This window comes from Streptomyces sp. NPDC016677 (assembly GCF_055562815.1).
The window spans coordinates 97019-117291 of the sequence record NZ_JBVHEO010000009.1 but is presented as its reverse complement, the minus strand read 5'-3'; the positions used below and the strand labels follow the sequence as shown (position 1 = coordinate 117291).

Sequence of the window (20273 nt, the reverse complement as noted above, 5' to 3'; positions counted from 1 at the left end):
GATGCGGCGGTCTTCGAACAGCCTCCGCACAGAGAGAGGCGGAACGGTAAGTGGTCCGTGAAAGCCGCGTGACCGCCGCCTCGCGGCTCTAGGGGATCCATGACTGAGTATGGCCGGGGCCAGGGCTCCGAACCGTGGCACCCGGAGGACCCGTTGTACGGGGACGGCGGGTGGGGAGGGCAGCAGGCCCACGCGGGACAGCAGCCCTTCGACGGCGGCCAGCCGCAGCACCAACCGCAGCATCAGCAGCACGGTGACTGGGGCGACGGCGGAGGCCAGGCCGGCTACGGCCAGGCCCAGCAGCAGTACCCGCACGGCGGACAGCAGTACGACGGGCAGCAGTTCGACGGCGGGCAGGGCGGGCAGTACGGCCAGCAGCAGTACGACCCGCAGTACGGCGGGCAGCAGTACCCGGCGCAGCAGCACCAGGACCAGCACCAACAGGGCCAGCCGCACCAGGACCAGCACCAACAGGGCCAGCAGCACCAGGATCAGCAGTACGGCACCGAGGACTGGTCCACCGGACAGCAGCAGCCCGTGTACCCGGCCGATCCAGCCGACCCGTACGCCCAGCAGGCGGCCGCCTCCTACGGCACGGAGCAGCCCGACCACTACGGCACCCCGGAGGCGTATCCGCCCCCCGAGCCGCCGAGCCGGCGGCGCACCGAGCCGGAGCCGGAGAAGACCGACTGGGACCCGGGTCCCGACCAGGGGGAACACGCCTTCTTCGCGGGCGGTGACGGTGACGACGACGCCGCCGACGACGCTCCCGGCCGCGGTGACCGCAGGAACCGCGGGGGCAAGCCGAAGAAGCGGCGGAACGGTTGCGCGTGCCTCGTGGTCTGCCTGGTGCTGGGCGGCGGCGTGGCGGGAATCGGCTATTTCGGCTACCAGTTCTACCAGGACCGTTTCGGCGCGGCCCCGGACTACGCGGGCGACGGCAACGGCACCCAGGTGACCATCACCGTCCCCAAGGGGGCGGGCGGTTCGGCCATCGGCCAGGAGCTGAAGCGCAAGGGCGTGGTCAAGAGCGTCGACGCGTTCGTCGCGGCGCTGCAGAGCAACCCGAACGCCAAGGGCATCCAGGACGGCGTCTACACGCTGCAGAAGGAGATGTCCGCCGAGAGCGCCGTGAAGCTGATGCTCAGCCCCGAGAGCCGCAACACGCTGATCATCGCCGAGGGCAGGCGCAGCGCCGCCGTCTACGAGCTCATCGACGAACGCCTCGACGTCGACAAGGGCACCACCGCCAAGGTCGCCAAGACCGAGTGGAAGGACCTCGGCCTGCCCGACTGGGCGATGAACCACGCCGACGTCAAGGACCCGCTGGAGGGCTTCCTCTACCCGTCCAGCTACTCCGTGGCCAAGGGGCAGAAGCCCGAGGCGGTGCTCAAGGAGATGGTGGCGCGGGCCACCGACAAGTACGAGGAGCTCGGCTTCGAGAAGAAGTCGAAGGAACTGGGGCTCGACGGGCCGTGGCAGCTCGTGACGGTCGCCAGCCTGGTGCAGGCCGAGGGCAAGACCCACGAGGACTTCCGCAAGATGGCCGAGGTCATCTACAACCGCCTCAAGACCGACAACTACGAGACCAACCAGAAGCTCCAGTTCGACTCGACCTTCAACTACCTGATGGGTCAGAGTGAGATCCACATCAGCGAGTCCGCGATCAACAGCAACCCGGACCCGTACAACACCTACTACCACAAGGGTCTGCCGCCCGGCCCCATCGGCAATCCGGGTACCGAGGCGCTGGAGGCCGCGCTCAAACCCACGGACGACGGCTGGATCTACTTCGTGGCCACCGATGGCGTGAGCAACACGGAGTTCGCCAAGACCAACGCCGAGTTCGAAAGACTGAAGGACGAGTTCAATGCCAACACCGGCGACTGACGGCCGCCGGGCCGCCGTCCTCGGCTCCCCGATCGCCCACTCCCTCTCCCCGGTGCTGCACCGCGCCGCGTACGCCGCGCTGGGCCTGGAGGGATGGACGTACGACCGCTTCGAGGTGGACGAGGCGGCCCTGCCGGGCTTCGTCGCCAAGCTGGGGTCCGAGTGGGCCGGGCTGTCGCTCACCATGCCGCTGAAGCGGGCCGTGATCCCGCTGCTCGACGAGGTCAGCGACACGGCGGCCGCCGTGGACGCGGTGAACACGGTCGTCTTCACCGAGGACGGCCGCCGCACCGGCGACAACACCGACATCCCCGGCATGGTCGCCGCCCTGCGCGAGCACGGCGTCGAGAAGGTGGAGTCCGCCGCGATCCTGGGCGCCGGCGCCACCGCCTCCTCCGCGCTGGCCGCGCTGGCCCGGATCTGCACCGGCGAGGTCACCGTCTACGTGCGCAGCCAGGCCCGGGCCGCCGAGATGCGCGAGTGGGCCGAGCGGCTCGACGCCGACGTGCGCGTCGTGGACTGGGCGCGCGCCGAGGAGGCGCTGCGCTCCCCACTGGTCGTCGCCACCACCCCGGCCGGCACCACCGACGCGCTGGCCGCCGCCGTGCCGGAGATGCCCACGACCCTCTTCGACGTGCTCTACGAGCCCTGGCCCACCGCGCTGGCCGCCCGCTGGTCGGCGCACGGCGGCGCCGTCGTCAGCGGCCTCGACCTGCTGGTGCACCAGGCGGTGCTGCAGGTGGAGCAGATGACGGGGCGCGGCCCGGCCCCGCTGGCCGCCATGCGCACCGCGGGCGAGCGGGCCCTGGCGGACCGTTAGGCGCCCGCGGGCGGTCCGCTGTCCGGCTGGTGGACCGCCGCCCAGGTCACATCGGGGGACATGGGAGGATTGGGAGCGGCGGATCAGGGCCGCGCACCCGGTCGCGCCGTGATGGACAGGGCGCGAACACCGAGGAGCACTGTTGAGCAGGTTGCGCTGGCTGACCGCGGGGGAGTCGCACGGCCCCGCACTCGTCGCGACGCTGGAGGGTCTTCCCGCCGGCGTGCCGATCACCACGGAGATGGTGGCGGACCACCTGGCGCGGCGGCGGCTCGGCTACGGGCGCGGCGCTCGGATGAAATTCGAGCGGGACGAGGTCACCTTCCTCGGCGGTGTCCGGCACGGCCTGACCCTGGGCTCCCCGGTCGCGATCATGGTCGGCAACACCGAGTGGCCCAAGTGGGAGCAGGTCATGGCCGGCGACCCGGTCGACCCGGAGGTCCTCGCCGGGCTCGCCCGCAACGCCCCGCTGACCCGGCCGAGGCCCGGTCACGCCGACCTCGCGGGCATGCAGAAGTACGGCTTCGACGAGGCCCGGCCGATCCTGGAGCGTGCCTCCGCGCGGGAGACCGCGGCCCGGGTCGCGCTCGGCGCGGTGGCGCGGTCCTACCTGAAGGAGACGGCCGGCATCGAGATCGTCAGCCATGTCGTCGAGCTGGCCGCCGCGAAGGCGCCCTACGGCGTGCTGCCGACCCCGGCCGATGTCGGGAAGCTGGACGCCGACCCGGTGCGCTGCCTGGACGCGGACGCCTCCAAGGCGATGGTCGAGGAGATCGACCAGGCCCACAAGGACGGCGACACCCTCGGTGGCGTCGTGGAGGTGCTGGCGTACGGGGTCCCGGTCGGCCTCGGCTCGCACGTGCACTGGGACCGGCGGCTCGACGCCCGCCTCGCCGCCGCGCTCATGGGCATCCAGGCGATCAAGGGCGTCGAGGTCGGGGACGGCTTCGACCTGGCCCGGGTGCCCGGTTCGAAGGCGCACGACGAGATCCTCACCACCCCCGACGGCATCAAGCGGGCGTCCGGCCGCTCCGGCGGCACCGAGGGCGGGCTGACCACGGGCGAGCTGCTGCGGGTGCGGGCGGCGATGAAGCCGATCGCGACCGTGCCGCGCGCCCTGAAGACCGTGGACGTCGCCACCGGTGAGGAAGCCGCCGCCCACCACCAGCGCTCCGACGTCTGTGCCGTCCCGGCGGCCGGCATCGTCGCCGAGGCCATGGTCGCGCTGGTCCTGGCGGACGCGGTGGCGGAGAAGTTCGGCGGCGACAGCGTGCCCGAGACCCGGCGCAACGTCACCTCGTTCCTCGACGCCCTGGCCATCCGATGAGCGCACCGCTGCTCGTCCTGGTCGGCCCGATGGGGGTCGGCAAGTCCACCGTCGGCGCGCTGCTCGCCGAGCGGCTCGGGACCGGTTACCGCGACACCGACGAGGACATCGTCGCCGCCGAGGGCCGCGCCATCGCCGAGATCTTCGTGGACGAGGGCGAGGCCGCGTTCCGGGCCATCGAGAAGGCGGCCGTGCGGCGGGCGCTCGCCGAGCACGACGGCGTCCTGGCCCTGGGCGGCGGCGCGATCCTGGACGAGGAGACGCGCGCGCTGCTCGCCGGACACCGGGTGGTCTACCTCTCGATGGACGTCGAGGAAGCGGTCAAGCGCACCGGCCTCAACGCGGCCCGACCCCTGCTCGCGGTCAACCCGCGCAAGCAGTGGCGCGAGCTGATGGAGGCCCGGCGGCACCTGTACGAGAGCGTCGCCACGGCCGCCGTACCGACCGACGGCCGTACGCCGGAAGAGGTCACGCAGGCCGCACTGGACGCACTGGAGCTGAAGGAAGCATGAGCAGCGAGGAAGTCACCCGCATCCAGGTCGGCGCCACCGCGGGCAGTGAGGCGTACGAGGTCCTGGTGGGCCGGCAGCTCCTGGACGAGCTGCCCGGTCTGGTCGGGCCCAAGGCCAAGCGGGTCGCCGTCATCCACCCCGAGGCGCTCGCCGAGACGGGCGACGCGCTGCGCGCCGACCTCGCCGGGCAGGGGTACGACGCGATCGCCGTCCAGGTGCCCAACGCGGAGGAGGCCAAGACCGCCGAGGTCGCCGCCTACTGCTGGAAGGCGCTCGGCCAGTCCGGGTTCACCCGCACCGACGTCATCGTCGGCGTGGGCGGCGGCGCCACCACGGACGTGGCCGGGTTCGTCGCCGCGACCTGGCTGCGCGGCGTGCGCTGGATCGCCGTACCGACCACCGTGCTGGCCATGGTCGACGCGGCCGTCGGCGGCAAGACCGGCATCAACACCGCCGAGGGCAAGAACCTCGTCGGCGCCTTCCACCCGCCCGCCGGGGTCCTCTGCGACCTCGCCGCGCTGGACTCCCTCCCGGTCAACGACTACGTCTCCGGGCTCGCCGAGATCATCAAGGCCGGCTTCATCGCCGACCCGGCGATCCTGGACCTCATCGAGTCCGACCCCGAGGCCGCCCGCACCCCGGCAGGACCGCACACCGCCGAGCTGATCGAGCGGGCCATCCGGGTCAAGGCCGAGGTCGTCTCCTCCGACCTGAAGGAGGCGGGCCGCCGGGAGATCCTCAACTACGGCCACACCCTCGGCCACGCCATCGAGAAGAACGAGCGCTACAAGTGGCGGCACGGCGCCGCCGTCGCGGTCGGCATGCACTTCGCCGCCGAACTGGGCCGCCTCGCCGGCCGCCTGGACGACGCCACCGCCGACCGCCACCGCAGCATCCTCGAAGCGGTGGGGCTGCCGCTGCACTACCGGTACGACCAGTGGCCCAAGCTCGTGGAGAACATGAAGCTCGACAAGAAGTCCCGCGGCGACCTGCTGCGCTTCATCGTCCTGGACGGCCTGGCCAAGCCCACCGTCCTGGAGGGCCCGGACCCCGCCGTCCTCCTCGCCGCCTACGGCGAAGTGGGGCAGTAGGTCCCACCACGTACGATCCGCCCGATTCGCCCCGCGCGCCGGGCACTTGGGGCCGCCCCCGGCCGTTCACCAAACGACGGCCGGGGGCGGTACCGTTCTGCGACAGAGGCGGGGCCGGCCCCGCTGTCAGCGCCCATCGCCCGCGGTGAGTGAGCCGAAGGGGGCGCGCCGGTGCCGACCTCCGGCACCGGCCGCAGCGCCCCGGCGGCGGACCGAGCCCGAGAACGAGACGGAGTGGCACCGGATGCAGCACGCAGTGGGTTCTCCGCTGCCGCCGCCCCACCAGCCGGGGCACGGACCGGCCGCCGGCTGGTCACCGGCCGCACATCACCCGGAACCGCCCCCGGGAGCGCACCGGGCGTCCGCCCCCGTGCCGCCGCCCCCGGCACCGGGCTACCCGGGCCCGCCCCCGGCCGCCCCGCCCATCCCGCCGCACGCCCCGCCGCCCCAGCACGCTCCCACCGCGCAGCGCACCCCGCCCCCGCCGGAGGCCACCGGGCACGTCCCGCTGCCCCCCGGCCCGCCCGTGACCGCGCCCAGCGTCCCGCCCGTCCCGGCCGCCGCCTCCGACCCGGCGACCAGCGTCCTGGCCGTACTGCTGATCGGCCCGGCCGGCGCAGGCAAGACCAGCGTCGCCAAGTACTGGGCGGACCACCGCCGGGTGCCCACCGCCCACATCAGCCTCGACGACGTGCGTGAGTGGGTCCGCTCGGGCTTCGCCGACCCGCAGTCCGGGTGGAACGACCACTCCGAGGCGCAGTACCGCCTGGCCCGCCGCACCTGCGGCTTCGCCGCGCGCAACTTCCTGGCCAACGGCATCTCCTGCATCCTCGACGACGCCGTCTTCCCCGACCGCCCGGTGGTCGGCCTCGGCGGCTGGAAACGGCACGTCGGGCCCGGCCTGCTCCCCGTTGTCCTGCTGCCCGGCCTGGACGTCGTCCTGGAGCGCAACGCCGAGCGGGCGGGCAACCGCCGCCTCACCGACGAGGAGGTCGCCCGCATCCACGGCCGGATGGCCGGCTGGTACGGCTCCGGCCTGCCGATCATCGACAACTCCCAGATCGACGTCCCCGAGACGGCCCGCGTCCTGGACGACGTACTGACCCGCTCGATAGCGAGCCCACCGAGCTGGTGACGCAGGGGGCGCCGGCGGAAGGGGCGCGGGCGACCGCGCGCCCGGCCCCCACCGGCCGCCGGCCGGCACACCACACCCGCCCCTCCCACTGGACGGCGGGCGCCCCCACCGCCCACTCGGCCTCTCCTGAGCGGCGCCCCCCGAGCGCAGCTCTTACGCTCGGCTCATGTCAGAGGTGTACGCGGCCCGCCGGACGCGCCTACGTGAACGCTGCAATGCGGGCGGCAGCGCGGCGGCGCTGGTCTCCCGGCCCGCCAACGTGCGCTATCTCGCCGGTGCCGCCCCGCGCGGTGCCGTCCTGCTGCTGGGAGCCACCGAGGACCTGCTGCTGTGCGGCGAGCCCCCGGACGACCGTCCCACCGGCGGACGGCCCGACGAGACCCTGCGGCTGCGGGTCCTGCCCGGTGTCGGCGCCGACCCCGCCGTCGCCGCCGGCGGCCTCGCCGTGACCCAGGGCGCCGACTCCCTGGCGGTGGAGGAGCACCACCTCACCGTGGCCCGGCACCGCGCCATCGGCTCCGTCGCTCCCCGGCTCCGCCTGGCCGACCTGGGCCAGGCCGTCGAACAGCTGAGGGTGGTCAAGGACGAGGAGGAGATCTCCTGCCTGCGCATCGGCGCCGAGATCGCCGACCAGGCCCTCGGCGAGCTGCTCGAATCCATCCTCGTCGGCCGCACCGAGCGGCACCTCGCCCTGGAACTGGAACGCCGCCTCGTCGACCACGGCGCCGACGGCCCGGCCTTCCCCACCTCGGTGGGGACCGGACCGAACTCCGGGCGTCCCGGTCACCGGCCCACCGACCGGCGGGTGGAGGAGGGCGACTTCCTCTCCGTCTGCCTCGGCGCCACCTACCGCGGCTACCGCTGCGAGATCGGCCGTACGTTCGTCATCGGCACCTCGCCCGCCGACTGGCAGATCGAGCTGTACGACCTCGTCTTCGCCGCGCAACGGGCCGGCCGCGAGGCCCTGGTGCCCGGCGCCGCCCACCGTGACGTGGACCGCGCGGCCCGCCAGGTACTGGACTCCGCCGGGTTCACCGAGCACCTCCCCGTGCGCACCGGCCACGGCGTCGGACTCGAAATCGACGAGGACCCTCAAATGACCCCGGCGGCCATGGGTAAACTGGACGCTTGTGTGCCGGTCACCGTCGAACCGGGGGTCCACCTCCCCGGCCGGGGCGGTGTCCGGATCGATGACACGCTCGTCGTACGCCCCGAGGCGGACGGCGGACCCGAGCTACTCACCATCACGACCAAGGAGCTGCTCGCGCTCTAGCCTCGCGCTGTGCGCTTGCCCCGGGGTCGTCCACGTCACAGTCCAGTCCAGGAGATTCCGCAACCGTGGCTTCCACGAACGACCTCAAGAACGGCCTGGTGCTCAAGCTCGAAGGCGGCCAGCTCTGGTCCGTCGTCGAGTTCCAGCACGTCAAGCCCGGCAAGGGCCCGGCCTTCGTGCGCACCAAGCTCAAGAACGTGCTTTCCGGCAAGGTCGTCGACAAGACCTTCAACGCCGGTGTCAAGGTCGAGACGGCCACTGTCGACAAGCGCGACATGCAGTTCTCGTACATGGACGGCGACTACTTCGTCTTCATGGACATGGAGACCTACGACCAGCTCCACATCGACCGCAAGGTCGTCGGTGACGCCGCCAACTTCCTCATCGAGGGCTTCGAGGCCACCGTCGCCCAGCACGAGGGCGAGGTGCTCTTCGTCGAGCTGCCCGCCGCCGTCGAGCTGACCGTCCAGGAGACCGAGCCCGGCGTCCAGGGCGACCGCTCCACCGGCGGCACCAAGCCCGCCACCCTGGAGACCGGTCACCAGATCCAGGTCCCGCTCTTCATCACCACCGGTGAGAAGATCAAGGTCGACACGCGCAGCAGCGACTACCTCGGCCGGGTGAACAGCTAACCGTGGCCGCCCGCAACACGGCCCGCAAGCGCGCCTTCCAGATCCTCTTCGAGGGCGACCAGCGCGGCGCCGACGTCCTGACCGTCCTCGCGGACTGGGTACGGCACTCCCGGTCCGACACCCGGCAGCCGCCGGTGAGCGAGTACACGATGGAGCTGGTCGAGGGGTACGCGGAGCACGCGACGCGTATCGACGAGCTGATCGCCCAGTACGCGGTGGGCTGGACGCTCGACCGCATGCCGGTCGTCGACCGCAACATCCTGCGCCTCGGCGCGTACGAGCTGATCTGGGTCGACGGGACGCCGGACGCCGTCGTCCTCGACGAGGCGGTGCAGTTGGCGAAGGAGTTCTCGACCGACGAGTCGCCGTCGTTCGTCAACGGGCTGCTGGGCCGGCTCAAGGAGCTGAAGCCGACGCTGCGGCGAGCTTGACCGGAGAGGGGCGCCGAGGGGCTGCGCCGACCGGGTGAGGTGACCCGCGCCCCTGAGGCCCCGCACATGCCGCCGGGGTGGCCGGAACCGACTGGTTCCGGCCACCCCGGCGGCACGTTTCTGCTGGTACGGGCGGTGTTCAGACTTCCTCGTGGGACGCCACCGCGCGGCGCGCGTCCGCGTCCAGGACGCCCCAGCTGATCAGCTGCTCGGTGAGGACCGAGGGCGACTGGTCGTAGATCACGGCGAGTGTGCGCAGGTCGTCCTGGCGGATCGAGAGCACCTTGCCGTTGTAGTCACCGCGCTGGGACTGGATCGTCGCCGCGTAGCGCTGGAGGGGGCCCGCCTTCTCGGCCGGCACCGTGGCCAGCCGCTCCAGGTCCAGGACCAGCTTCGGCGGCGGCTCGGCGGCGCCGCCGGGGGTGGTGCCCGGAAGCAGCTCCTGCACCGGAACGCCGTAGAAGTCCGCCAGCTCGGCGAGGCGCTGCACGGTCACGGCACGGTCGCCGCGCTCGTACGAACCGACCACGACGGCCTTCCAGCGGCCCTGGGACTTCTCCTCGACACCGTGGAGGGAAAGGCCCTGCTGGGTGCGGATGGCGCGGAGCTTGGCCCCGAGCTGTTTGGCGTATTCGCTGGACATATGGCTCCCCGGACACTGTGTCGACGCGACGGGCTCGGTTTCCTGCCGCGCGGCTGGTAACTCACTGTGAGGTTACGCAGCGTTACTCTGCCGCGTCAAGCCGAACGGTCCGCACCGGCTCTTCCGGGCCGATGGCCACACGTTAGGCCATGCGAGTGACGGAGGTACTCCGATGGGGTGACAGGGGTGCGATCGGGGTGGCGACGGGGTGCGGTGAGGGTGCCGGTCGGCACCTGCTACCGTGGACGGCGCAAATCCGACGTCCTTTAAGGTCCGTCCCGTGAGGCGGAGAAGGAGGTCCGTTTCCCATGGACAAGCAGGACAAGCAGGACGCCCAGCCCGGTTCACCGTCCGCCGCGCGGCCCGTGCTGGAAGGCCCCGACATCGCGCGCGTACTGACCCGTATCGCCCACGAGATCGTCGAACGCGCCAAGGGCGCCGACGACGTGGTGCTCCTCGGCATCCCGACCCGGGGCGTCTTCCTCGCCCGCCGGCTCGCCACGAAGCTGGAGCAGATCACCGAGCGCAAGGTCCCCTGCGGCTCGCTCGACATCACCATGTACCGCGACGACCTGCGCATGCACCCGCCGCGTGCGCTGGCCCGCACGGAGATCCCCGGTGACGGCCTCGACGGCCGCCTCGTCGTCCTCGTCGACGACGTCCTCTTCTCCGGCCGCACCATCCGCGCCGCCCTCGACGCCCTGAACGACATCGGCCGGCCGCGCGCGGTCCAGCTCGCCGTCCTCGTCGACCGAGGCCACCGCGAACTCCCCATCCGCGCCGACTACGTCGGCAAGAACCTCCCCACGTCGCTGCGGGAGACGGTCAAGGTCCTGCTCGCCGAGGAGGACGGTCGCGACACCGTGCTGCTCGGCGCCAAGACCGACCGGTAGCACCTCGGGCGCAGGGCCGCTTCGGCGTGCCCACGCATGCGCCGAGCTGCCCGAAACCTCCCGAATGAACTGCCTTACGGAGCCTGACAGATGCAGCGTCATCTCATCTCGGCCGCCGACCTCACCCGCGACGACGCCGTCCTGATCCTCGACACCGCCGAGGAGATGGCCCGGGTCGCCGACCGGCCGATCAAGAAACTGCCCACCCTGCGCGGTCGTACCGTCGTCAACCTCTTCTTCGAGGACTCCACCCGGACCCGCATCTCCTTCGAGGCGGCCGAGAAGCGGCTGTCCGCGGACGTCATCAACTTCACCGCCAAGGGCTCCAGCGTCTCCAAGGGCGAGTCCCTGAAGGACACCGCCCAGACCCTGGAAGCCATGGGCGTCGACGCCGTCGTCATCCGGCACGGCGCCTCCGGAGCCCCGTACCGGCTCGCCACCTCCGGCTGGATCGACGCCCATGTGATCAACGCCGGGGACGGCACCCACCAGCACCCCACCCAGGCCCTCCTCGACGCCTTCACCATGCGCCGCCGCCTCGTCGGCCGGGACGCCGGGCTCGGCAAGGACCTCGACGGGCAACGCGTCACGCTCGTCGGCGACGTCCTGCACAGCCGCGTCGCCCGCTCCAACGTCGACCTGCTGCACACCCTCGGCGCCCAGGTCACCCTGGTCGCCCCGCCCACCCTGCTGCCGGTCGGCGTCGACACCTGGCCCTGCGAGGTCTCCTACGACCTCGACTCCACGCTCACCGAGTCCGACGCCGTGATGATGCTGCGCGTGCAGCGCGAGCGGATGAACGCCGCGTTCTTCCCGACCGAGCGCGAGTACTCCCGCCGCTACGGCCTCGACGGCGACCGCATGGCGAAGATGCCCGAGCACGCCATCGTGATGCACCCCGGCCCCATGGTCCGCGGCATGGAGATCACCGCCGAGGTCGCCGACTCCGACCGCTGCACCGTCGTCGAGCAGGTCGCCAACGGCGTCTCCATCCGCATGGCCGTGCTGTACCTGCTGCTCGGCGGCAACGAGCCCGCCCAGACCGCCCCGATCCGCACTGAGGAGAAGTAAGACCCATGAGCAAGATCCTGATCCGTGGTGCGAAGGTGCTCGGCGGCGAGCCGCAGGACGTACTGATCGACGGCGAGACCATCGAGGCGGTCGGCCGGGACCTGGCCGCCGACGGCGCGGAGGTCGTCGAGGGGGCCGGGAAGGTGCTCCTGCCCGGCCTGGTCGACCTGCACACGCATCTGCGCGAACCCGGCCGCGAGGACTCCGAGACGGTCCTGACCGGCACCCGCGCGGCGGCCTCCGGCGGCTACACCACCGTGTTCGCCATGGCCAACACCTTCCCGGTCGCCGACACGGCGGGCGTGGTCGAGCAGGTCTGGCGGCTCGGCACCGAGTCCGGCTACTGCGACGTACGGCCCATCGGCGCCGTCACGGTCGGCCTGGAGGGCGCCAAGCTCGCCGAACTGGGCGCCATGCACGAGTCCGCGGCCGGCGTCACCGTCTTCTCCGACGACGGCAAGTGCGTCCACGACGCGGTGATCATGCGGCGCGCCCTGGAGTACGTGAAGGCGTTCGACGGCGTCGTCGCCCAGCACGCCCAGGAGCCGCGCCTCACCGAGGGCGCCCAGATGAACGAGGGCGTCGTCTCCGCGGAGCTGGGGCTCGGCGGCTGGCCCGCGGTGGCCGAAGAATCGATCATCGCCCGGGATGTCCTGCTCGCCGAGCACGTCGGCTCCCGCGTCCACATCTGCCACCTGTCGACCGCCGGGTCCGTCGAGATCGTCCGCTGGGCCAAGTCCCGCGGCATCCAGGTCACCGCCGAGGTCACCCCGCACCACCTGCTCCTCACCGACGACCTGGTCCGGTCCTACAACCCGGTCTACAAGGTGAACCCGCCGCTGCGCACCGAGCGTGACGTCATGGCGCTGCGCGAGGCGCTCGCCGACGGCACGATCGACATCGTCGCCACCGACCACGCCCCGCACCCGCACGAGGACAAGGACTGCGAGTGGGCCGCCGCAGCCATGGGCATGGTCGGCCTGGAGACCGCGTTGTCAGTGGTGCAGGAGACCATGGTGGACACGGGTCTGCTGGACTGGGCCGGCGTCGCCGACCGGATGTCCGTCAAGCCCGCGCAGATCGGACAGGCAGCCGGCCAGGGCCGTCCCGTCTCGGCAGGTGAGCCCGCCAACCTCACCCTCGTCGACACGGAATACCGTGGCCGGGTGGACCCCGCGGGCTTCGCCTCGCGCAGCCGCAACACCCCCTACGAGGGGCGCGAGCTGCCGGGCCGTGTGACGCACACGTGGCTGCGGGGCAAGGCCACGCTCGTCGACGGGAAGCTCACGTGACACCTGTAATCCTGCTGGCCGCCGAGAAGCAATCGGCGGAAGTGACCGACTGGGCCGCCCGCATCGGCTGGGTCGTCGGCCTCGCCCTGTTCGTCGCGCTCGTCTACTGGCTGATGCGCGAGGGCTGGAAGTGGCGCGGCACCCTCCAGGGCGACCTGCCCGAGCTGCCCACCGCGCCGGAGGAGCCCGGCCCGGCGAGACCGGCTGTGCTGTCGATGAGTGGCCGCTACCACGGCTCCACCACCGCCGGTCAGTGGCTGGACCGCATCGTGGCCCGCGGTCTGGGCACTCGTAGCCGGGCCGAGCTGACGCTCACGGACGCGGGAGTCGACGTCGTACGCCCCGGCGCCACCGACTTCTTCGTCCCGGCCGCCGCCCTGCGCGAGGCCCGGCTCGACAAGGGCATCGCGGGCAAGGTCCTCACCGAGGGCGGACTGCTGGTCCTGACCTGGGAACACGGCGGCAAACTGATCGACTCCGGCTTCCGCTCCGACCACGCGGCCGAGCACAACGAGTGGGTCGACACCCTGAACGACATGATCAACAAGAGGGAAACGGAAGGCGCGCGATGACGACCTCCACCAAGGGAGCCGGCAAGACTCCCGCAGTACTCGTCCTGGAGGACGGCCGGGTCTTCCGCGGCCGTGCCTACGGGGCCGTGGGGGAGAGCTTCGGCGAGGCCGTCTTCTCCACCGGCATGACCGGCTACCAGGAGACCCTGACCGACCCGTCGTACGCCCGGCAGATCGTCGTGGCGACCGCCCCCCAGATCGGCAACACCGGCTGGAACGACGAGGACGACGAGTCCCGGCGCATCTGGGTCTCCGGCTACGTCGTGCGCGACCCCGCGCGCGTGCCGTCCAACTGGCGCTCCCGGCGCTCCCTGGACGACGAGCTGACCCGCCAGGGCGTCGTCGGCATCTCCGGCATCGACACCCGCGCCCTCACCCGCCACCTGCGCGAGCGCGGCTCCATGCGGGCCGGCGTCTTCTCCGGCGACGCCCTCGCCGACGACGCCGCGCTCCTCGCGCGCGTGCGGGAACAGCCGCAGATGAAGGGCGCGAGCCTCTTCGAGGAGGTCGCCACCCAGGAGGCGTACGTCGTCCCCGCGATCGGCCCCGACGGCGAAGCCGTCCCGCTCGGAAGCGCGGAGTTCACCGTCGCCGCGATCGACCTCGGCATCAAGGGCATGACCCCGCACCGCATGGCCGAGCGCGGCATCGAGGTGCACGTCCTGCCGGCCACCGCGACCGTCGAGGACATCTACGCGGTCCAGCCGGACGGCGTGTTCTTCTCCAACGGCCCCGGCGACCCCGCCGCCGCCGACCACCCGGTCGCCCTCATGCGGGCGGTCCTGGAGCGCGGCACTCCGCTGTTCGGCATCTGCTTCGGCAACCAGATCCTGGGCCGTGCGCTCGGTTTCGGCACGTACAAGCTGAAGTACGGCCACCGCGGCATCAACCAGCCGGTGCAGGACCGTACGACCGGCAAGGTCGAGGTCACCGCGCACAACCACGGCTTCGCCGTCGACGCCCCGCTCGACAAGGTCTCCGACACCCCCTACGGCCGCGCCGAGGTCTCCCACGTCTGCCTCAACGACAACGTGGTGGAGGGGCTCCAGCTCCTGGACCGGCCGGCCTTCAGCGTCCAGTACCACCCGGAGGCGGCCGCGGGGCCGCACGACGCCGCCTACCTGTTCGACCGCTTCGTTTCTCTGATGGAGGGCCAGCGTGCCTAAGCGCTCCGATATCCAGTCCGTCCTGGTCATCGGCTCCGGCCCGATCGTCATCGGGCAGGCCGCCGAGTTCGACTACTCCGGCACCCAGGCGTGCCGCGTGCTCAAGGCCGAGGGCCTGCGCGTCATCCTGGTGAACTCCAACCCGGCGACGATCATGACCGACCCGGAGATCGCCGACGCCACCTACGTCGAGCCGATCACCCCCGAGTTCGTCGAGAAGATCATCGCCAAGGAGCGCCCCGACGCCCTGCTGCCCACCCTGGGCGGCCAGACGGCCCTGAACACCGCGATCTCCATGCACGAGCAGGGAGTGCTGGAGAAGTACGGCGTCGAGCTGATCGGCGCCAACGTCGAGGCGATCCACAAGGGCGAGGACCGCGACCTGTTCAAGAACGTGGTCGAGGAGGTCCGCAAGAAGACCGGCCACGGCGAGTCCGCCCGCTCCTACATCTGCCACTCCATGGAGGACGTCCTCAACGGCGTCGAGGCGCTCGGCGGCTACCCGGTCGTCGTCCGTCCCTCCTTCACCATGGGCGGCGCCGGCTCCGGCTTCGCCCACGACGAGGAGGAGCTGCGCCGCATCGCCGGGCAGGGCCTCACGCTCTCCCCGACCACCGAGGTGCTCCTGGAGGAGTCCATCCTCGGCTGGAAGGAGTACGAGCTGGAGCTGATGCGCGACAAGCACGACAACGTGGTGGTCGTCTGCTCCATCGAGAACTTCGACCCCATGGGCGTGCACACCGGCGACTCGATCACCGTCGCGCCCGCCATGACGCTCACCGACCGCGAGTACCAGGTGCTGCGCGACGTCGGCATCGCCATCATCCGCGAGGTCGGCGTCGACACCGGTGGCTGCAACATCCAGTTCGCCGTCAACCCCGAGGACGGCCGGGTCATCGTCATCGAGATGAACCCGCGCGTGTCGCGCTCCTCGGCGCTCGCCTCCAAGGCGACCGGCTTCCCGATCGCCAAGATCGCCGCCAAGCTGGCCGTCGGCTACACGCTGGACGAGATCCCCAACGACATCACGCAGGAGACCCCGGCCTCCTTCGAGCCGACCCTCGACTACGTGGTCGTCAAGGCGCCGCGGTTCGCCTTCGAGAAGTTCCCGAGCGCCGACTCGACGCTGACCACGACCATGAAGTCGGTCGGCGAGGCGATGGCCATCGGCCGGAACTTCCCCGAGGCGTTCCAGAAGGCGCTGCGCTCCCTGGAGAAGAAGGGCAGCCAGTTCACCTTCGTCGGCGACCCCGGCGACAAGCGGGAACTGCTGGAGGCGTCCGTCCGGCCCACCGACGGCCGGATCAACACCGTCATGCAGGCCATCCGCGCGGGCGCCACCCCCGAGGAGGTCTTCGACCACACGAAGATCGACCCCTGGTTCGTCGACCAGCTCTTCCTCATCAAGGAGATCGCCGACGAGATCGGCGCCGCCCCCGAGCTGACCGCCGACCTGTTCGCCGAGGCCAAGCGGCACGGCTTCTCCGACCAGCAGATCGCCGAGATCCGCGGCCTGCGCGAGGACGTCGTCCGCGAGGTGCGGCACGCGCTCGGCGTCCGCCCGGTCTACAAGACGGTCGACACCTGCGCCGCCGAGTTCGCCGCGAAGACGCCGTACTTCTACTCCTCCTACGACGAGGAGACCGAGGTCGCGCCGCGCGAGAAGCCGGCCGTCATCATCCTGGGCTCCGGCCCGAACCGCATCGGCCAGGGCATCGAGTTCGACTACTCCTGCGTCCACGCCTCCTTCGCGCTCAGCGACGCCGGGTATGAGACCGTGATGGTCAACTGCAACCCGGAGACCGTCTCCACCGACTACGACACCTCCGACCGGCTCTACTTCGAGCCGCTCACCCTGGAGGACGTCCTGGAGATCGTCCACGCCGAGCAGCAGGCCGGCCCGGTCGCCGGCGTCGTCGTCCAGCTCGGCGGCCAGACCCCGCTGGGCCTGTCCCAGGCGCTCAAGGACAACGGCGTACCGATCGTCGGCACCCCGCCCGAGGCGATCCACGCCGCCGAGGACCGCGGCGCCTTCGGCCGGGTCCTCGCGGAGGCCGGCCTGCCCGCCCCCAAGCACGGCACCGCCACCACCTTCGCCGGCGCCAAGGCCATCGCCGACGAGATCGGCTACCCGGTCCTGGTCCGCCCCTCCTACGTCCTCGGCGGACGCGGCATGGAGATCGTCTACGACGAGAGCCGCCTCGAGTCCTACATCGCCGAGTCGACCGAGATCAGCCCGTCCCGCCCGGTCCTGGTCGACCGGTTCCTGGACGACGCGATCGAGATCGACGTCGACGCGCTGTACGACGGCGAGGAGCTGTACCTCGGCGGCGTCATGGAGCACATCGAGGAGGCCGGCATCCACTCCGGCGACTCGGCGTGCGCCCTGCCCCCGATCACGCTGGGCGGCTTCGACATCAAGCGGCTGCGCGCCTCCACCGAGGCCATCGCCGCCGGCGTCGGCGTGCGCGGCCTGATCAACATCCAGTTCGCGCTGGCCGGGGACATCCTCTACGTCCTGGAGGCCAACCCGCGTGCCTCCCGGACCGTGCCCTTCACCTCGAAGGCGACCGCGGTGCCGCTGGCCAAGGCCGCCGCCCGCATCTCGCTCGGCGCGACCATCGCCGAGCTGCGCGCCGAGGGCCTGCTCCCGGCCACCGGCGACGGCGGCGAGCTGCCGCTGGACGCGCCGATCTCCGTCAAGGAGGCCGTGATGCCGTGGTCCCGCTTCCGGGACATCCACGGCCGCGGCGTCGACACGGTCCTCGGCCCGGAGATGCGCTCCACCGGCGAGGTCATGGGCATCGACTCCGTCTTCGGCACGGCGTACGCCAAGTCGCAGGCGGGCGCGTACGGGCCGCTGCCCACCAAGGGCCGCGCCTTCATCTCGGTCGCCAACCGCGACAAGCGCTCGATGATCTTCCCGGCCCGCGAGCTGGTCGGGCACGGCTTCGAACTGCTCGCCACCTCCGGCACCGCCGAGGTCCTGCGCCGCAACGGCATCGACGCCACGGTGGTCCGCAAGCAGTCCGAGGGCACCGGTCCGAACGGCGAGAAGACCATCGTCCAGCTCATCCACGACGGCGAGGTCGACCTCATCGTCAACACCCCCTACGGCACCGGTGGCCGCCTCGACGGCTACGACATCCGTACGGCGGCGGTGGCGCGGTCCGTGCCGTGCCTGACGACCGTCCAGGCGCTCGCCGCCGCGGTCCAGGGCATCGACGCCCTCAACCACGGCGACGTGGGCGTCCGATCGCTCCAGGAACACGCGGAATTCCTGACTGCGGCCCGCGACTAGCAGCCCCGAGGGGGACACCGGAAACGGTGTCCCCCTCTTCATGAGGCTCTTCCCGAGGACACCACACCACCATGTACCAGACCTTCTTCTCCCTCGTCTTCAAACGGATGGACGCCGAGCGCGCCCACCACCTCGCCTTCCGCTGGATCCGGCTGGCCGCCCGCGTCCCCGTGCTGCGCACCTTCGTCGCCGCCGTGCTCGCCCCCCGCTACCAGGAACTGCGCACCGAGGCCCTGGGCCTGCGCATGCACGGCCCCTTCGGCCTCGCCGCCGGCTTCGACAAGAACGCCGTCGCGATCGACGGCATGGCGATGCTCGGCTTCGACCACGTCGAGATCGGCACCGTCACCGGGGAGCCGCAGCCCGGCAACCCGCAGAAGCGGCTGTTCCGTCTCGTCCCCGACCGCGCGCTGATCAACCGCATGGGCTTCAACAACGACGGCTCCCGGGTCGTCGCCGCCCGCCTGGCCACCCGCGAGCCCGTCTTCCGGACCGTGGTCGGCGTCAACATCGGCAAGACCAAGGTCGTCCCCGAGGAGGAGGCCGCCGGCGACTACGTGAAGTCCGCCGAGCGCCTCGCGCCGTACGCCGACTACCTGGTCGTCAACGTGTCGTCGCCCAACACGCCCGGCCTGCGCAACCTCCAGGCGACCGAGGCGCTGCGCCCGCTGCTGACCGCCGTCCGCGAGGCCGCCGACCGGGTGGTCACCACCCGCAGGGTGCCGCTCCTGGTGAAGATCGCGCCCGACCTCGCCGACGAGGACGTCGACGCGGTGGCCGACCTCGCCGTGGAACTGGGGCTGGACGGCATCATCGCCACCAACACCACCATCGCCCGCGAGGGTCTCGGCCTGACCTCCGCGCTCTCCGTCGTCAAGGAGACCGGCGGCCTGTCCGGCGCCCCGCTCAAGGCACGCTCCCTCCAGGTGCTGCGGCGGCTGTACGCGCGCGTGGGCGACCGGATCACCCTGGTCGGGGTCGGCGGCGTCGAGACCGCCGAGGACGCCTGGGAGCGCATCCTGGCCGGTGCCACGCTGGTGCAGGGCTACAGCGCCTTCATCTACCAGGGCCCGTTCTGGAGCCGGGCGATCCACAAGGGACTCGCCGCGCGCCTGCGCCAGAGCCCCTACGCCACCCTCGCCGACGCGGTCGGCGCCGATGTGAGGAAGCCCCGATGACCCGCATGACGGAGCCCTTCGGCGCGCGGCTGCGCCGTGCCATGGACGAACGCGGCCCCCTGTGCGTGGGCATCGACCCGCACGCCTCCCTGCTCGCCGAGTGGGACCTGGGCGACGACGTCACCGGCCTTGAGCGGTTCAGCCGCACGGTGGTGGAGGCGGTGGCCGACCGGGTCGCCGTCCTGAAGCCGCAGATCGCCTTCTTCGAGCGGTTCGGCTCCCGCGGCGTCGCCGTCCTGGAGAAGTCCGTCGAGGAGGCCCGGGCGGCCGGCGCGCTGGTCGTCATGGACGCCAAGCGCGGCGACATCGGCTCGACCATGGCCGCGTACGCCGAGTCCTTCCTGCACCGGGACGCCCCGCTGTTCTCGGACGCGCTGACGGTCTCGCCGTACCTCGGCTACGGCTCGCTGAAGCCGGCCGTCGACATGGCGCGCGAGCACGGCACGGGCCTGTTCGTGCTGGCGCTGACCTCCAACCCGGAGGGCGCCGAGGTCCAGCACGCGGTACGGGGCGACGGACGGAGCGTCGGCGCGACGGTGCTGGCCCACCTCGCGGCCGAGAACGCGGGGGAGGAGCCCCTCGGCTCGTTCGGCGCGGTGGTCGGTGCCACGCTCGGCGACCTCTCCTCGTACGACCTGGACGTCAACGGCCCGCTGCTCGCGCCCGGCATCGGCGCCCAGGGGGCCACGCCGGCCGATCTGCCCGGGGTCTTCGGGCCGGCGGTGCGCAACGTGGTGCCGAACGTCAGCCGAGGTGTCCTTCGTCACGGACCGGACATCAGTGCGCTGCGCGCGTCCGCGGACCGGTTCGCCGAGGAGATCCGGTCCGCGGTGGCCGCGGTGTGACGGGTGTGACTCTCGCCGCATTCCTGGTGCTCACCGAGCGGTCCCGTCGGGCGGGGTCCGGGACCGCTTGAGCCTGGATACATCCTCAAATCCGAGGCAGTATGTGGTAAATGTCCGTCCTCGCAGAGGCTGACCAGGACTTTTCCGCTGTTCTCGCTGACTCTTGCGGTCTTGACCGCTAGTCTCCGGGAAGAGTCAACG

18 protein-coding genes are annotated in these 20273 nt (G+C 71.7%); 17 read left to right on the top strand and 1 reads right to left on the bottom strand.

What is annotated here, in order from left to right; translation table 11 throughout:
- The first annotated feature begins 99 nt into the window (after positions 1–99).
- The 9 genes from mltG (at position 100) to nusB (ending at position 9111) form a co-directional block, all read left to right on the top strand.
- Positions 100–1890 carry an endolytic transglycosylase MltG gene (mltG, locus tag ACZ3IG_RS23665; protein WP_467434504.1) on the top strand — a complete coding sequence of 597 codons (1791 nt, stop codon included), beginning with the start codon at positions 100–102 and terminating at the stop codon, positions 1888–1890.
- Positions 1871–2710, top strand: coding sequence for a shikimate dehydrogenase (locus tag ACZ3IG_RS23660; RefSeq protein WP_467434503.1), 840 nt, complete (start codon positions 1871–1873; stop codon positions 2708–2710). Before mltG ends, ACZ3IG_RS23660 begins: the two co-directional genes overlap by 20 nt.
- A gap of 142 nt (positions 2711–2852) precedes the next feature.
- Complete coding sequence (aroC, locus tag ACZ3IG_RS23655) at positions 2853–4037, top strand: chorismate synthase (protein WP_467434502.1); 1185 nt, start codon at positions 2853–2855, stop codon at positions 4035–4037.
- On the top strand, positions 4034–4549 hold the full coding sequence (locus ACZ3IG_RS23650) for a shikimate kinase (RefSeq protein WP_467434500.1): 516 nt from the start codon (positions 4034–4036) through the stop codon (positions 4547–4549). Before aroC ends, ACZ3IG_RS23650 begins: the two co-directional genes overlap by 4 nt.
- Positions 4546–5640, top strand: a complete 1095-nt coding sequence (gene aroB / locus ACZ3IG_RS23645; protein WP_467434499.1) for a 3-dehydroquinate synthase — start codon at positions 4546–4548, stop codon at positions 5638–5640. The genes ACZ3IG_RS23650 and aroB overlap by 4 nt, the downstream gene beginning before the upstream one ends.
- Positions 5641–5884: 244 nt before the next feature.
- A complete protein-coding gene (locus ACZ3IG_RS23640) occupies positions 5885–6775 on the top strand; it encodes a Pro-rich N-terminal domain-containing protein (RefSeq protein ID WP_467434498.1) in 891 nt (296 codons plus the stop codon).
- A gap of 166 nt (positions 6776–6941) precedes the next feature.
- Positions 6942–8048: an aminopeptidase P family protein gene (locus tag ACZ3IG_RS23635; RefSeq protein ID WP_467434497.1), complete on the top strand. Its 1107-nt coding sequence runs from the start codon at positions 6942–6944 to the stop codon at positions 8046–8048.
- Positions 8049–8113: 65 nt separating this feature from the next.
- Positions 8114–8680: an elongation factor P gene (gene efp / locus ACZ3IG_RS23630; RefSeq protein WP_215167936.1), complete on the top strand. Its 567-nt coding sequence runs from the start codon at positions 8114–8116 to the stop codon at positions 8678–8680.
- Between the two features lie 2 nt (positions 8681–8682).
- On the top strand, positions 8683–9111 hold the full coding sequence (nusB, locus tag ACZ3IG_RS23625; RefSeq protein WP_215167937.1) for a transcription antitermination factor NusB: 429 nt from the start codon (positions 8683–8685) through the stop codon (positions 9109–9111).
- Between the two features lie 139 nt (positions 9112–9250).
- Here the strand turns inward: nusB and bldD are convergent, their stop codons facing one another.
- Entirely contained in the window at positions 9251–9754 is a 504-nt protein-coding gene (bldD, locus tag ACZ3IG_RS23620) for a transcriptional regulator BldD (RefSeq protein WP_190206437.1), read from the bottom strand.
- Positions 9755–10062: 308 nt separating this feature from the next.
- On the opposite strand from bldD, the gene pyrR reads away from it, so the two are divergent.
- The 8 genes from pyrR (at position 10063) to pyrF (ending at position 20072) form a co-directional block, all read left to right on the top strand.
- Positions 10063–10647, top strand: coding sequence for a bifunctional pyr operon transcriptional regulator/uracil phosphoribosyltransferase PyrR (gene pyrR / locus ACZ3IG_RS23615; protein WP_467434496.1), 585 nt, complete (start codon positions 10063–10065; stop codon positions 10645–10647).
- Between the two features lie 90 nt (positions 10648–10737).
- The gene (locus ACZ3IG_RS23610; RefSeq protein ID WP_467434495.1) at positions 10738–11718 is read left to right on the top strand and encodes an aspartate carbamoyltransferase catalytic subunit; all 981 of its coding nucleotides are present in this window, start codon (positions 10738–10740) and stop codon (positions 11716–11718) included.
- A 5-nt stretch (positions 11719–11723) separates the two neighbouring features.
- A complete protein-coding gene (locus tag ACZ3IG_RS23605; protein WP_467434494.1) occupies positions 11724–13010 on the top strand; it encodes a dihydroorotase in 1287 nt (428 codons plus the stop codon).
- Complete coding sequence (locus ACZ3IG_RS23600) at positions 13007–13582, top strand: PH-like domain-containing protein (RefSeq protein ID WP_467434493.1); 576 nt, start codon at positions 13007–13009, stop codon at positions 13580–13582. The genes ACZ3IG_RS23605 and ACZ3IG_RS23600 overlap by 4 nt, the downstream gene beginning before the upstream one ends.
- Entirely contained in the window at positions 13579–14748 is a 1170-nt protein-coding gene (gene carA, locus ACZ3IG_RS23595; RefSeq protein ID WP_467434492.1) for a glutamine-hydrolyzing carbamoyl-phosphate synthase small subunit, read from the top strand. The genes ACZ3IG_RS23600 and carA overlap by 4 nt, the downstream gene beginning before the upstream one ends.
- Entirely contained in the window at positions 14741–18049 is a 3309-nt protein-coding gene (gene carB, locus ACZ3IG_RS23590) for a carbamoyl-phosphate synthase large subunit (RefSeq protein WP_467434490.1), read from the top strand. Before carA ends, carB begins: the two co-directional genes overlap by 8 nt.
- A 71-nt stretch (positions 18050–18120) precedes the next feature.
- Complete coding sequence (locus ACZ3IG_RS23585; protein WP_467434489.1) at positions 18121–19227, top strand: quinone-dependent dihydroorotate dehydrogenase; 1107 nt, start codon at positions 18121–18123, stop codon at positions 19225–19227.
- Positions 19224–20072: an orotidine-5'-phosphate decarboxylase gene (pyrF, locus tag ACZ3IG_RS23580; protein ID WP_467434488.1), complete on the top strand. Its 849-nt coding sequence runs from the start codon at positions 19224–19226 to the stop codon at positions 20070–20072. The genes ACZ3IG_RS23585 and pyrF overlap by 4 nt, the downstream gene beginning before the upstream one ends.
- Positions 20073–20273: the final 201 nt, after the last annotated feature.

Coding starts and splice junctions, on each gene's coding strand:
- aroB (WP_467434499.1), top strand. CDS start 4,546: ATGAGCAGCGAGGAAGTCACCCGCATCCAGGTCGGCGCCACCGCGGGC.
- carA (WP_467434492.1), top strand. CDS start 13,579: ATGACGACCTCCACCAAGGGAGCCGGCAAGACTCCCGCAGTACTCGTC.
- pyrF (WP_467434488.1), top strand. CDS start 19,224: ATGACCCGCATGACGGAGCCCTTCGGCGCGCGGCTGCGCCGTGCCATG.
- ACZ3IG_RS23635 (WP_467434497.1), top strand. CDS start 6,942: ATGTCAGAGGTGTACGCGGCCCGCCGGACGCGCCTACGTGAACGCTGC.
- ACZ3IG_RS23605 (WP_467434494.1), top strand. CDS start 11,724: ATGAGCAAGATCCTGATCCGTGGTGCGAAGGTGCTCGGCGGCGAGCCG.
- ACZ3IG_RS23585 (WP_467434489.1), top strand. CDS start 18,121: ATGTACCAGACCTTCTTCTCCCTCGTCTTCAAACGGATGGACGCCGAG.
- ACZ3IG_RS23640 (WP_467434498.1), top strand. CDS start 5,885: ATGCAGCACGCAGTGGGTTCTCCGCTGCCGCCGCCCCACCAGCCGGGG.
- pyrR (WP_467434496.1), top strand. CDS start 10,063: ATGGACAAGCAGGACAAGCAGGACGCCCAGCCCGGTTCACCGTCCGCC.
- ACZ3IG_RS23660 (WP_467434503.1), top strand. CDS start 1,871: ATGCCAACACCGGCGACTGACGGCCGCCGGGCCGCCGTCCTCGGCTCC.
- ACZ3IG_RS23610 (WP_467434495.1), top strand. CDS start 10,738: ATGCAGCGTCATCTCATCTCGGCCGCCGACCTCACCCGCGACGACGCC.
- ACZ3IG_RS23650 (WP_467434500.1), top strand. CDS start 4,034: ATGAGCGCACCGCTGCTCGTCCTGGTCGGCCCGATGGGGGTCGGCAAG.
- bldD (WP_190206437.1), bottom strand. CDS start 9,754: ATGTCCAGCGAATACGCCAAACAGCTCGGGGCCAAGCTCCGCGCCATC.
- mltG (WP_467434504.1), top strand. CDS start 100: ATGACTGAGTATGGCCGGGGCCAGGGCTCCGAACCGTGGCACCCGGAG.